Origin of the sequence: Streptomyces boncukensis (assembly GCF_011045075.1) — a bacterium.
Lineage (GTDB): Bacteria > Actinomycetota > Actinomycetes > Streptomycetales > Streptomycetaceae > Streptomyces > Streptomyces boncukensis.
The window spans coordinates 1-14,287 of sequence record NZ_JAAKZZ010000165.1; the positions used below are offsets into that span (position 1 = coordinate 1).

Sequence of the window (14,287 nt, forward strand, 5' to 3'; positions counted from 1 at the left end):
CCCGCCAGCAGCTCATCCCGGTCCGCCCCCACCACCACCGCACGGTGCTCCAACGCCGCCCGCGACACCGCCAGCGACCAGCCGACATCCACCGCGTCCAGCTCCGGCCGCTCCGCCACGAACGACCGCAACCGCTCCACCTGCGCCCGCAGGGCGGACTCGGACTTCCCCGACACCAGCCACGGCACCAGTTCCGGTGCCCGTCGTGTCGCAGGGTCCGACAGCGGCTCGGGCTCGGGATCGGGTGCCTGCTCCACGATCACATGTGCGTTCGTGCCGGACATCCCGAACGACGACACGGCCGCCCGGCGCGGGCGGTCCACCTCGGGCCATCCCCGCGGCTCGGTCAGCAGCTCCACCGCGCCCGCGGACCAGTCCACATGCGTCGAGGGCTCTTCGGCATACAGCGTCGACGGCAGAACACCGTGCCGCAACGCCATCACCATCTTGATCACACCCGCAACACCCGCAGCCGCCTGCGCATGCCCGATGTTCGACTTCACCGAACCCAGCCACAGCGGCTCACCACCCGCACCACGCTCCCGGCCATACGTCGCCAGCAACGCCTGCGCCTCGATCGGATCCCCCAGCCGCGTCCCCGTACCATGCGCCTCCACCACATCCACATCCGCAGCCGCCAGCCGGGCACTCGCCAGCGCCTGCCGGATCACCCGCTGCTGCGAAGGACCACTCGGCGCCGTCAGACCGTTCGACGCACCGTCCTGATTCACCGCGCTGCCCCGCACCACCGCCAACACCTCATGCCCGTTGCGCCGCGCGTCCGACAGCCGCTCCAGCAGCACGAGGCCGACGCCCTCGCCGAGGCCGAAGCCGTCGGCGTCCGCGCCGAACGCCCGGCACCGGCCGTCCTGGGACAGGGCTCGCTGGTGGCTGAACTCGACGAGCAGGCCGGGGCCTGCCATCACCGCTGCGCCGCCTGCGAGCGCCAGGTCGCAGTCGCCGTTGTTCAGGGCCTGGGCCGCCAGATGCGTCGCCACCAGCGACGACGAACACGCCGTGTCCACCGTCACCGCCGGGCCCTCCAGCCCGAGAGCGTAGGCGACACGGCCGGACGCGACGCTGCCCAGGCCGCCGGTCAGCCGGTGCCCCTCGTACCCTTCCAGCGGCTGGTCGAGCCGGGGGCCGTACTCCTGGGCCGCGGCGCCGGCGAAGACGCCGGTGCGGCTGCCGCGCAGGCTCGTCGGGTCGATGCCGGCGCGTTCGAACGCCTCCCACGCGGTTTCCAGCAGCAGCCGCTGCTGCGGGTCCATGGCCAGGGCCTCACGCGGGGAGATGCCGAAGAGGGCCGGGTCGAACCGGTCGGCGTCGAGGAGGAATCCGCCCTCGCGGGCGTAGGAGCGGCCGGGCGCGTCGGGGTCGGGGTGGTAGAGGCCGTCCAGGTCCCAGCCGCGGTTGTCGGGCAGGGGCGAGATGACGTCGCCCTGGTCGGTGACGAGCCGCCAGAGGTCCTCGGGCGTGGCGACGCCGCCGGGGTACCGGCAGGCCATGGCGACGACGGCGACGGGTTCGCCGGTGCGCGTCGCCGTGAGCGTGGGCGTGACCGCGTCGGCGGACTCCGCGGGCCGCTGCAGCAGGCGTGCGACCAGGTGCTCGGCCAGCGCTTCGGGCGTGGGGTGGTCGAAGGCGATCGAGCTGGGCAGCCGCAGACCGGTCGCGGTGTTGATCCGGTTGCGGAACTCCAGCGCGATGAGGGAGTCGAAGCCGAGGTCCTTGAAAGCGCGGGCGGCGTCCACGTTCCCGGAGCCGGTGCGGCCGAGCACCGTGGCGGCGTGACCGCGGACGAGGCCGAGCACGGTGCGGTGCCGCTCGGCCTCCGGCAGCGCCGCCAGGTCCCGGCCGAGGTCGCTCAGTGCCGCGGGAGCGGCGGCGCTGCGCTGCGGTGCGCGGACGAGACCGCGCAGCGGCGCCGCGACGGCGTCGGGGTCGGTCTGCGCGGCGGCGCGCAGCTCCGGCAGGCTGAGCCGGGCGGGCACCGGCAGCGGCTCGCCACCGGGCCCGGACAGTGCCGCGTCGAAGAGGGCGAGCGCCTGGTCGGCGGGCATCGGTGCGAGTCCGGTGCGGACCAGCCGGGCCCGGTCGGCTTCGCCGAGCCCGCCGCCCATGCCGGCGTCGTCCCACAGCCCCGACAGCAGCGAAACGGCGGGGAGGCCGAGGGCGTGCCGGTGCTGGGCGAGGGCGTCGAGGAACGTGTTGGCCGCGCCGTAGCTGCCCTGTCCTGCGGTGCCGATCGTACTGGCGAGCGAGGAGAGGAGGACGAACGCCGCGAGATCGAGGTCCGCGGTGAGTTGGTGCAGCTGCCAGGCGGCGTCGGCCTTGGGGCGCAGCACCGTGGCGAGCTGGTCGGGGGTGAGCGTGCCGACCGGGGCGTCGTCGACGACGCCTGCGGCGTGGATGACCACGCGCAGCGGGTGCTCGGCGGGGATGCCGTCGAGCAGCGCCCGGAGCGCCTGCGGGTCGGCGACATCGCAGGCGGCAACGGTGACGTCGGCGCCGAGTCCGGTGAGTTCGGCGGTGAGGGCGGCGACGCCGTCGGCTTCGGCGCCGCTGCGGCTGGCGAGCACGAGGTGGCGCGCGCCGTGCGCGGCGACCAGGTGCCGGGCGATGAGCCGGCCGAGGGCACCGGTGCCGCCGGTGATCAGAACCGTGCCGCCGGGTTCGACGGGGCTCTCCTGAGCAGTGGTGGTGGCGGTGGCGCGGGCGAGCCGTGGGGCCAGCACGCGTTCGCCGCGCAGCGCGAGCTGCGGCTCGTCCCGCTGGACCGCGGCGGCCAGGGCCCGGTCGACGGTGGCGCCCTCGTCGAGGTCGACGAGCGCGAACCGCCCGGAGTGCTCGGCCTGTGCGGTGCGGACCAGGCCGCGGGCCGTGGCGACGGCCAGGTCGTGGACGTCCTCGTCGCTGCCGACGGCGACGGCGCCGCGGGTGAGCAGCACGAGGCGGGTGTCGGTCAGGCGCTGGTCGGCGAGCCAGTGCTGGAGCAGGGTCAGTGCGTCGAGGGCGGCGCGGTGGGCGTCGGCGACCGGGTCGGCGACCGGGTCGTCAACCAGGTCGTCGACGCCTCCGGCGAGGTGCAGCGCGACGGCTTCCGGGGCTGGTTCGCCGGCGGTGAGGGCGGTCTGCAGGGTGGCGAGGTCGCTGTAGTGCCTGGCGGGGGTGCCGGTCGGGGCGGCCGGTTCGCCGATGAGCGCCCAGTCGCCGGGGGCGGCCGGGGCGCTGTCGTGGAGCGCCACCCACTCCAGGCGCCACAGCGGGTCGGGGCCGGTCGCCGCGTCGGCGAGCTGCCGCGGATCGACCGGGCGCAGCACGAGCGCTTCGATCGTGGCCACCGGGGCGCCTGACGGGTCGGTCAGTTCGACGGTGACCGCTCCGTTGCCGTCCGGGGCGCCGATGTGCGCCCGCACGGCGGTTGCCCCCGATGCGTGCAGGTGGATGCCGTGGAAGCTGAAGGCGAGCCGGGGATCGGCCGGACCGCCGTCGAGGGGCAGCAGGGCGTGCAGCGCCGCGTCGAGCAGGGCCGGGTGGAGTTCGAATCCGGTGGCCTGCGACGGGTCGCCGTGGGGCAGGGCGGCCTCGGCGTAGCGCTCCTCGCCCTGCCGCCAGCAGGCCCGCAGCCCCTGGAACGCGGGGCCGTAGGCGTAGCCGAGTTCCGCGAGCCGGGCATAGGCGCCGTCGAGCGGGACGGCTGTCGCGGCGGGGGGCGGCCAGGCGTCCCCGGCCGGCCGGGGCGTCCGTGCGGCACCGGTGGCGCGGAGGGCGCCGGTGGCGTGCCAGGCCCACGGCAACGGCTCGGCGCCGGTGGCGCGGCGGGAGTGCACGGTGAGGGGCCGCAGCCCGGCGTCGTCGGCCGGCAGCACCACGATCTGCAGGTGCAGCGGCCCGTCCTCGGGCACGATCACCGGCGTCTGCAGCGTGAGCTCGTCGATGTGCGGGTGCCCGCACTGCCGGCCGGCGTACAGCGCGAGGTCGATGAGGACGGAGCCGGGCAGCACGACCCGGCCGAGGAGTACGTGGTCGGCCAGCCACGGCTGGGCCGTCGGCGACAGCCGGCCGGTGAGGACGAGCGTGCCGTCCTCGGCGACGTCGACCATCGCGCCGAGCAGCGGATGCCCGGTGCCGTCCAGGCCGAGCGCGTCCGCTCCGGCGCGCGAGGGGGCCGGGGCGAGCCAGAAGCGTTCGCGCTGGAAGGGGTAGGTGGGCAGCGGCACCCTGCGTGCCGGTGCGGCGAACACCGTCGTCCAGTCGGGCCGGACGCCGTGGGTCCAGGCGGCGGCCATGGCGGCTGTGAACTGGTCGTGGTCGCCGTGGTCGCGGCGGAGGGTTCCCAGCGCGGCGCCGGGCCGGCCCATGGCGTCCAGCGTGTCGGCGACGGCCGCGGTCAGCACCGGGTGGGCGCTGGCTTCGAGGAACACGTCGTGGCCCGCGTCGCGCAGGGCGCGCACCGCCGACTCGAAGCGCACGGTCTCGCGCAGGTTCCGGAACCAGTAGCCGGCGTCCAGGTCCGCGGTGTCCAGCAGCTCGCCGGTGACGGTGGAGTAGAACGCGACGTCGCCGGTGCGCGGAACGACGGAGCCGAGTGCGTCCACGAGTTCGGCGCGGACGGCGTCCATGTGGGACGAGTGGGAGGCGTAGGCGACGGGGAGGCGGCGGGCCCGGATCGTCTCGGCCTCGCAGGCGGCGAGCAGCTCGTCGAGTGCTTCCGCTGCGCCGGAGACGACGGTGGTGGACGGGCCGTTGAGGGCGGCGATGCCGAGGCGGCCGCTCCAGCGGGCCAGCCGGGACTCGACGTCGGCGGCGGGCAGCGGCACGGACACCATGCCGCCGGTGCCGGCGAGGGACCGTACGCACCGGCTGCGCAGGGCGACGATCCGGGCCGCGTCGGGCAGCGTCAGGCCGCCGGCGACGTAGGCCGCGGCGACCTCGCCCTGGGAGTGGCCGACGACCGCGGCCGGTACGACGCCGGCCGAGCGCCACAGCGCGGCCAGCGACACCATGACCGCGAACAGGGCCGGCTGGACCACGTCGTCCCGGTCCAGGGACGGCGCCCCTTCGGCGCCGCGGAGCACGTCGACGAGCGACCAGTCCGCGTAGGGTTCGAACGCCGCAGCGCAGGCGTGGATCTCGTCGCGGAAGACCTCGCTGGAGTCCAGCAGGGCCGCGGCCATTCCGGCCCACTGGGAGCCCTGCCCGGGGAAGACGAACACCGTGCCGTCCGGCCGGCCCGCGGTCCCCTCGGCGGTGCCGGGCGCGGAAAGCCCGGAGGCCAGCGCGTCGAGTCCGGCGAGGATCCCGTCCCGGTCGGCGGCGACGACGCAGGCCCGCCGGTCGAACGCGGCGCGGCCGGTGGCCAGGGCGTGGCCGAGGGCGGCGAGGTCGAGGTCCGGCTGGCCGCGCAGCAGTTCGGCCAGCTGGGCCGCCTGGGCGCGCAGCGCAGCGTCGCCGCGCGCGGAGACCAGCACGGGGACGGCCGACGGCTCCCCCGCGCGCCCCGCAGCGGCGGGCTCGGCGGACTCGGAGGGCTGGGAGGGTTCGGCGGGGCCTTCGAGGATCAGATGGGCGTTGGTGCCGCTGATGCCGAACGAGGAGACGGCGGCGCGGCGCGGCCGGCCCAGCGACGGCCACGGCGTCGCCTCGGTCAGCAGCCGCAGCTCGCCGGCCGACCAGTCGACCCGGCGGGTGGGCTCGTCGATGTGCAGGGTGCCGGGCAGCACGCCGTGCCGCATGGCCTGCACCATCTTGATGACGCCTGCGACGCCGGCGGCGGCCTGCGTGTGCCCGATGTTCGACTTCACCGAGCCGAACAGCAGCGGACGGCCGGACGGGCGGTCCTGGCCGTAGGTGGCCAGCAGCGCCTGCGCCTCGATGGGGTCGCCGAGCGCGGTACCGGTGCCGTGGGCCTCGACGGCGTCCACGTCGGCGCTCGTCAACCGGGCATGGGCCAGCGCCTGCCGGATGACCCGCTCCTGGGACGGGCCGTTCGGCGCGCTGAGGCCGTTGGAAGCGCCGTCCTGGTTGACCGCGCTGCCGCGGATGACCGCGAGGACGTCGTGGCCGAGGCGTCGCGCGTCCGAGAGACGTTCGAGGACCAGCAGCCCGACGCCCTCGCCCCAGCCGGTGCCGTCGGCGTCGGCGGCGAACGGCTTGCAGCGGCCGTCCGGGGCCAGTCCCTGCTGGCGGCTGAACTCGGTGAACATGCCCGGACTCGCCATCAGCGTCACGCCGCCGGCCAGCGCCATCCCGCACTCGTTCGCCCGCAGCGCCTGACTGGCCAGGTGCAGGGCCACGAGCGAGGACGAGCACGCGGTGTCGACGGTGACGGCCGGGCCCTCCAGCCCGAGCGTGTACGCGATGCGGCCGGAGGCGACGCTCGGCGTGCCGCCGGTCAGCAGATGGCCCTCCAGGTCCGGTGGGGCCTCGTGCATGCGCGGACCGTAGTCCTGGGCTGTGGCGCCGACGAACACGCCGGTCCGGCTGCCGCGCAGCGAGTCCGGGTCGACGCCGAGGCGCTCGACGGCCTCCCACGCGGTCTCCAGCAGCAGCCGCTGCTGCGGGTCCATCGCCAGCGCCTCGCGCGGCGAGATGCCGAAGAACGCGGCGTCGAAGTCGCCGGCGCCGTCCAGGAACGCGCCGGCCGGCCGCAGCGGGCCGCCCGCGCCGGGGGCGGCGTCGCGGTAGATCTCCTCGGTGTCCCAGCCCCGGTCGGCGGGGAAGGCGCCGATCGCGTCGCCGCCGTCGAGCAGGAACTGCCACAGCCCTTCCGGTGTCCCGATCCCGGCGGCGTAGCGGCAGCTCATCGCGACGATCGCGATCGGCTCGGCGGGATCGACGGGATCGGCGGCAGCGGCCGGAGCGACGGGCCCGGGGCCGCGCTCCGTGCCGCCCCGCAGCCGGTCCTGGAGGTGCTCGGCGAGCCGGCCCGGGGTCGGGCAGTCGAACAGCAGCGAGTCCGGCAGCGGCAGCGCGAGCGCCGTGGCGAGCCGATCCCGCAGCTCGACCGAGGTGAGCGAGTCGAATCCGAGGTCGCGGAACGTCCGACGGGCGTCGATGTCGCCGGGGCTGTCGTAGTCGAGCACGGCGGCGACGTGGTCCTGGATCAGCCGCAGCACGGCGCGGGAGTCGCCGCCTGCCGCAGCGGGCGCCGACGCGGCAGGCGCCGACACCGCGGGGCCGGGGGCCGGTGTCGTCTCCTCGGCCGCCGGTTCCGGTCCGGCGGTGCGCGAGCGGGCCGGGAGGCCGTCGAGCCAGTACCGGCGCCGCTGGAAGGCGTAGGTGGGCAGGGCGACGGGGCCGGGCCGGTGGGCGGCGAGCAGCGCTGCCCAGTCCAGGTCCACGCCCGCCGCGTGCATCCGCCCCAGCGCGCGGAGCAGCGTCTCGGCCTCGTCCCGGCCCTGGCGCAGCGCCGCTGTCAGCACGGGGCCGTCGCTGCGGCTCGCGCGCGCCATGCCGGCGAGCACGCCGTCGGGGCCGAGTTCCAGGTAGCGCGTGACGCCCAGCTCGGCGGTGGCGGCGACGCCGTCGGCGAAGCGGACGGTGTCGCGGACCTGCCGCAGCCAGTACCGGGGCTCTTGCATGAGGCCCGGCTCGGCCACCGCACCGGTCAGGTTCGACACGATCGGAACGCGCGCCGGGTGGAACGCCAGTCCCGCGAGCACGGCGCCGAACTCCTCCAGCATCGGCTCCATCAGGGCCGAGTGGAACGCGTGCGACACCGTCAGGACGCGGGCCTTCCAGCCCCGCTGGGCGCACTCGGCGGCGTAGCGGCCGATCGCTTCGACGCCGCCGGACAGCACCACCGAACGCGGCCCGTTCACGGCCGCGATGTCGAGGCCGCAGTCCGCGACATCGGCCTCGGCCGCCTGTACGGTCAGCATCCCGCCGGCCGGCAGGGCCTGCATCAGGCGGCCGCGCTCGGCCACCAGCGTGCACGCGTCGTCCAGCGACAGCACCCCGGAGACGTGCGCCGCGACGATCTCGCCGAGCGAGTGCCCCAGCAGTACGTCCGGGACCACGCCCCAGGACTCGACGAGCCGGTACAGGGCGACTTCGAGCGCGAACAGGCCCGTCTGCGCCCACATGGTCCGGTCGAGGCCGGTGCCGTCGGTGAGGACGTCGCGCAGCGGACGCTCCAGCCGCCCGTCCAGACGCGCGTCCAGCCGTGCGTCCAGGCGTGCGCACACCGCGTCGAAGGCTTCCGCGAAGACCGGGAACGCCTCGTAGAGCCCCATTCCCATACCCGGGCGCTGCGCCCCCTGGCCGGTGAACAGGAACGCCAGCCCGCCGCGGCCGGCGACGTCGCCCACGACGCCCGGGTCCGGCTGCGCGCGGACGAACCTGTCGAGCCGGCCGAGCAGTTCCGCCCGGTCCCGGCCGACGACGACGGCCCGGTGGTCGAATCCGGACCGGGTCGTGGCCAGCGAGAACCCCACGTCGGCGGGGTGCAGGTCGTCGCGGTCCGCCAGGTGCCGCGCCAGCTGCCGCGCCTGGTCGCGCAGGGCCTCGTCACTCCGCGCGGACAACGGCCAGGCCACGGGCGTGCCCGGCGCCGCGGGCCGCTCGGGGTCCTGCGGCCGGGGCTGCTCCCAGCCGGTCAGCACCATGTGGCAGTTCGTGCCGCCCATGCCGAAGGAGCTCACACTGGCGGTGCGCGGCCCCGCGCCGGCGGGCCAGGGCGCCGGCTCGGTCTGGACGCTCAGACCGAGTTCGTCCAGCGGGATCGCGGGGTTCGGACTGACGAAGTTGAGGCTGGGCGCGAGCCGGCCGTTGCGCAGGGACAGCACGACCTTCAGCAGCCCGACGGCCCCGGCGGCGCCCTCCAGGTGACCGACGTTGGTCTTGGCCGAGCCGACCCGCAGGGGGCTGTCCGCGGGCCGCCCGGCGCCGAGTACGGCCCCGAGGGCCCGCGCCTCGACGGGATCGCCGACCGCCGTCCCGGTGCCGTGCAGTTCCACGTACTGCACCTGCTCCGGCCGGACGCCGGCGGCCCGGTACGCGGTGCGGAGGACCTCGGCCTGCGCTTCGGCGTCCGGCGCGGTCAGACTGTCGCCACCGCCGTCGTTGTTGACGGCGCCGCCGCGGATGACGCAGTAGATCTCATCACCGTCGGCGACGGCCTGGGCGACGGTCTTGAGGGCGACAACGACACCGCCCTCGCCGCGGACATAGCCGTTGGCCCGGGCGTCGAAGGTGTAGCAGCGGCCGTCGGGCGAGAGCGCGCCGAAGGCCGCGGCGGCGACGGCGCTCTCGGCGGCGATGTTGAGGTGGACGCCGCCGGCGAGCGCGAGCGTCGACTCGCCGCGGCGCAGACTCTCGCAGGCCATGTGCACGGCCACCAGCGACGATGCCTGCCCGGCGTCGACGGTCAAGCTCGGGCCGCGCAGGCCGACGGCGTAGGAGACCCGGTTCGCGATGATGCCGCGCTGCACGCCGGTCAGCGAGTGCCGGCCGACGGCGGTGAGGCCGGCGCGGTGGCCCAGGGTGGCGTAGTCGTTGTTCATGACGCCGACGAACACGCCGGTCCGGCTGCCGGTCAGCCGCCGCGGGACGATGCGGGCGTCCTCCAGGACCTCCCAGCTCAGTTCCAGCATCAGCCGCTGCTGCGGGTCCATCGCCGCGGCCTCGCGCGGCGAGATGCCGAAGAACCCGGGGTCGAACTCGTCGACGCGGTCCAGGAATCCGCCGCGGCGCACGGCGAGGTCGCCCTCCGGGTCGCCCTCGGGGAAGTCCCACCGGTGCGCCGGGATCTCGCCGACCGCGTCCACCCCGTCCCGCAGGAGCCGCCAGAACGCGTCCGGGCCCGGGGCGCCGGGGAGTCGGCAGGCCAGCCCGACCACGGCCACCGCGTCGCGGGCTGCCGCGTCGTGCGTTTCGGCTACTGCGTCGTGCGTTTCGGCAGTGATTTCAGGCATGGAAACTCAACCACCTCGAATGCGCCATGAATACCGCTGCCATAAACCGGTTGGGCTCGACCCTAGCCAGGACGTGTCAGAGCACCAACCCCTATGCGAGCCTTGTCCGGCCCCTAGAGATCTTCAGCGGGCTCTTTCGATCGCCGCCGTATCATCGCCGTATCGTGGCCGTATCATCGCTGCATGAAGGAGAGTCCGGGAGAGTCCAGGAGAGTCCGAACTTTAGCGCCCGCGCTTCCTTATCCCGCGCGATGCCGGTGGATTGATGCGACTCACAAGATGCGGCTCACGGAACTTCCGGAACGCGCCGGCCGCGTACCGCGATCCTCACGTCCACCGTGACCCCGCATCCGATTCGCGACACCCCCGCGCGCCGCACCGCCTCGTGCGCCGCGTGCCGACTCGGCGCCTGCGGGCACCGCATGAGATAGGGGTTCACGGTAGGGGGGTTGCGCCGCGTAGGCTCTGTGAGCGGGACACGCGCCATGTGATGCTGGAAAGTCCGGACTACGCCCCCGTCGGCTCGTCTCCCGTCGCCGCTGCGACCTGCTGGCCGAGCTCGGTGCGCCCCGTACCCGTCGACAGGAAGGAAACGGGATGCTCACAGGGCAGAACTCCGACGAGACGGAGTCCGGGCCCGTCGACGGGCCCCCGGCGCTGCGGTTGACCGGCTTGCGCAAGGAGTTCGGTGACAACGTCGCCGTCCGGCACGTCGACCTGACCGTCCCGCGGGGCTCCTTCTTCGGCCTCGTCGGGCCCAACGGCGCCGGCAAGACCACGGCCCTGTCCATGGCCGTCGGCCTGCTGCGTCCGGACGGCGGCCGCTGCGAGGTCTTCGGCGCCGACGTCTGGTCCGACCCGGTCGAGGCCAAGACGCTGCTGGGCGTGCTGCCCGACGGCCTGTCGATGCCCGAGCGGCTCACCGGCCGCGAAGTCCTGACCTTCATCGGCCAGTTGCGCGGCATCGCGCCGGACGAGCTCACCGGGCGGGTCTGCGAACTGCTGGAGGTCATGCAGCTCACCGAGGCCGAGCGCACCCTCGTCGTCGACTACTCCACCGGGATGCGCAAGAAGATCGGGCTCGCCACCGCCCTGCTGCACCGGCCGCGGCTGCTGGTGCTCGACGAGCCGTTCGAGGCGGTCGACCCGGTCTCGGCCCTCGCGCTCAAGACGATCCTGCAGGGCTTCGTCGCCTCCGGCGGGTCGGTCATCCTGTCCAGCCATGTCATGGCCCTGGTCGAGCAGCTCTGCGACACGGTCGCCGTCATGGCCGACGGCGACGTGATAGCCGCGGGGCCGCTGGACGACGTGCGCGGCGACAGCACACTGGAGGAGGCGTTCGGCCGCCTCGTCGGGGCCGACACGAAGCCGGGGGAAGAGCTGTCGTGGCTGGCGTCCTGATCCGGATGAAGCTGCGGATCATCCGCAACTCCATGACCGGCGGCAAGGCCGCCTGGATGGTCATCGGCGGGGTCTTCGGGATCGTATTCGCCGCGGCCACCATCGCCCTCGCGTTCGCCCGGCTGGACACGCCGGGCCTGACCGCCGATCTGCTCGCCACGACCTATCTGCTCTGGATGCTCGGCTGGATGGTCGGCCCGCTGTGGGGCGGTTCGCCGGTCCTGCGGGTCGACCAGTTCGCGCTGCTGCCGCTGGAGCGCCGGAGGCTCGCCCTCGGGCTGCTCGCGGCCGCCTTCGTCGGCATCACCACCGTGGTGACCGCTCTGGCCTTCCTCAGCCTCGTCGTCCACGGCATCCGCACCGGCGCGGCGCCGGCCCTGGTCTCGGTTCCGGCCGCCGCCGCGCAGCTGGTGTTCGTGGTCTTGCTGTCGCGCGTCACCCACGCCCTGTTCGGCGCGGTGGCCGGCTCCCGGTTCGGCGCCGCCATCACCGGCGTGCTGTTCGCGGGGATGCTGGTACTCACCCAGTCCGGCTGGATGCTCATCGTGGCGGTGGCCTACTCGCGGGTGCTCGAGAACGGCTTCTCCACCTTCGTGTCGACCGCGGTCCGCGTCCTCCCCTCCGGATGGGGCGTGGTCGCCGTCGACGCCGCAGGCCGGGGGGACTGGTGGCAGTCGCTCGGCGCCCTGGCCGGACTCCTCGCCCTGTGCGCGCTGCTGCTGCTCACCTGGAGCCGTGCGCTCAACCGCCCCCGCCAGGGCCGATCCGTCGTACGCGGGAGCGCCCGCGGTGCGCCACCGGCGCGCGGCCTCTACTCGGGCACGACCGGAGCCGTGCTCCGCAAGGAACTGCGGACCTGGCTGCGCGACCCGCAACGCGTCACCATGGCGGTCACCGCCGTCGCCTGGGCCCTGGGCACCGCGCTGCTGCCGCTCACCTTCGCCGCCAAGGGCCTCCTGCCCTGGGCCGGCCCGGCCCTGCCGGTGATGGCCGCCGTATGCGCCTACAACCTCTACAGCCAGGACGGCACGAGCCTGTGGCTCACCCTGACCACGGGCAGCCAGCGCGCCGACGTCCGCGGCCGGCAGTGGGCCTTCGTGCTGATATTCGGCCCGATCACCACCGCCGTGTCGATCGCGTTCACGGCCTACAGCGGGTACTCCTGGGCCTGGCCCTGGGTCGCCGCCCTCGCGCCGGCCCTGCTCGGCGGCAGTGTCGGCCTGATGGCCTACGCCTCGGTCACGGCTCTCGTGCCCGGCCCCGACGCCCACAAGCGCCCTGACAACCCACTGGAGCGGGCCGACACGACCGGGCAGTCCAACGCGCTGTTCTGGGTCGCCCTCGTCCCCGCCCTGCCGGCGGCCGCCGCCGTCACCACCGGAACCCTCCTCGACAGCCCCGCGCTGCGCTGGCTCGGCGCCCCGATCGGCGTCGCCACCGGCGTCCTGCTCGCCCGATGGCTGGGCCGGATCGCCGCCGACCGGCTCACCGCGAACGGCCCCGAGCTGCTCTTCCTCGTGCGGACCGGGCGGCCCGACAGCCCCACGAAGACAGCCGACGAGCCCGGCGTCGGCGCGCGCGCCAAGCCGGTGCTGACCAAGCGCCAGGAAGCCACCGTGGTCCTGTCCTGGATCTTCGGCTCCCTGGCGCTCGTCCCCCAGGGCCTGCTCCCCCTGCTCTTCCTGCTCTCGGGCCAGCAGGCGAAATCCTGGTTCCTGGCCCTCTATCTGCCCCACCCCTGGTCCTGGGTGTGCGCCGCGGTGATGATCCCCATCGGCCTCGCGCTGTACACCCGGGCCATCCGGCTCTCCTCCGGCAGGAGCCGCCGACCCCGCAACGGCCAATCGCCGGAAGCCGACGGAGAAGTCGCGGATCCACCCGGCACCGATCACAAAGAACCGGAACCGGTCTGAGCCGACCCGGCGAATCAACTATTCTCCGGTAATTCATCTCCTCCCGTTCGATCAGGGGTCGGTTAGGGGTTGCCGATTCAAGACCCCAACCTTCTAAAGTAAGATCGGTCCCTGTTCTCCGCGGCCCCTTTGATTATCGGGTCGCTGTGGGCTGCCGGGTTTTTGTTGGCCATTTCTACCCGCCGCCCCGGAAGTAAGGTGGATTCGGGTGGAGAACGAAGAGAAGTACGTCGAGTATCTGAAGCGCGTGACGACGGATCTCCGTCACACGCGCCGCCGCCTGCAGGCGGCGGAGGCCAGGGAAAGCGAACCGATCGCCATCGTCGCGATGGGCTGCCGACTCCCCGGCGACGTACGCTCTCCCGCCGACCTGTGGCATCTGGTCAGCACCGGCAGCGACGGCACCACGCCGTTCCCCACCGACCGCGGCTGGTCGACCCGCCTCCCGGCCGACGTGGCGGCGAGGGGCGGCTTCGTCCACGACGCCGCCGACTTCGACCCCGACCTCTTCGGCATCTCGCCGCGCGAGGCCGTGGCCATGGACCCGCAGCAGCGGCTCCTGCTGGAGACCGCCTGGGAGACGTTCGAGGCAGCGGGAGTTGACCCCCGCTCGTTGAAGGGCCGCAGCGTCGGCGTCTTCGCCGGGGCGGCCACCTCCGGCTACGGCAACACCCAACTGCCCGACATCGGCGAGGGCTTCCGTGGCACCGGTAACGCGACGAGCGTGGTCTCGGGCCGTGTCGCTTACGTCTTCGGGCTCGAAGGGCCCGCGGTCACGGTCGACACTGCTTGTTCGTCGTCGCTGGTCGCTCTGCATCTGGCCGGCCAGGCGCTGCGGTCGGGTGAGTGCGAGCTGGCGCTGGCCGGCGGGGTGACCGTGATGGTTGGCCCCGACATGTTTTTTGAGTTCGACCGGCAGGACGGTTTGGCGGCGGATGGGCGGTGCAAGCCGTTCGCGGCGGCGGCGGATGGGACGGGGTGGTCGGAGGGCGTCGGTCTGCTGCTGCTGGAGCGGCTGTCGGATGCGCGGCGCAACGGGCATCAGGTGTTGGC

At 74.3% G+C, this 14,287-nt stretch carries 4 protein-coding genes; 3 read left to right on the forward strand and 1 reads right to left on the reverse strand.

Going from position 1 to position 14,287, the window contains the following annotated elements; translation table 11 throughout:
• On the reverse strand, positions 1–9,920 hold a 9,920-nt coding region (locus G5C65_RS39305; RefSeq protein ID WP_165299755.1), incomplete at its 3' end, for a type I polyketide synthase.
• Between the two features lie 597 nt (positions 9,921–10,517).
• Here G5C65_RS39305 and G5C65_RS17325 point away from each other — a divergent pair.
• The 3 genes from G5C65_RS17325 to G5C65_RS17335 all read left to right on the forward strand — a co-directional run.
• A complete protein-coding gene (locus G5C65_RS17325; protein WP_165299756.1) occupies positions 10,518–11,321 on the forward strand; it encodes an ABC transporter ATP-binding protein in 804 nt (267 codons plus the stop codon).
• Positions 11,306–13,234 carry a hypothetical protein gene (locus tag G5C65_RS17330; protein WP_165299757.1) on the forward strand — a complete coding sequence of 643 codons (1,929 nt, stop codon included), beginning with the start codon at positions 11,306–11,308 and terminating at the stop codon, positions 13,232–13,234. Before G5C65_RS17325 ends, G5C65_RS17330 begins: the two co-directional genes overlap by 16 nt.
• Positions 13,235–13,442: 208 nt before the next feature.
• A partial coding sequence (locus G5C65_RS17335; RefSeq protein ID WP_338146482.1) for a beta-ketoacyl synthase N-terminal-like domain-containing protein occupies positions 13,443–14,287 on the forward strand: 845 nt, incomplete at its 3' end.

Coding starts and splice junctions, on each gene's coding strand:
- G5C65_RS17325 (WP_165299756.1), top strand. CDS start 10,518: ATGCTCACAGGGCAGAACTCCGACGAGACGGAGTCCGGGCCCGTCGAC.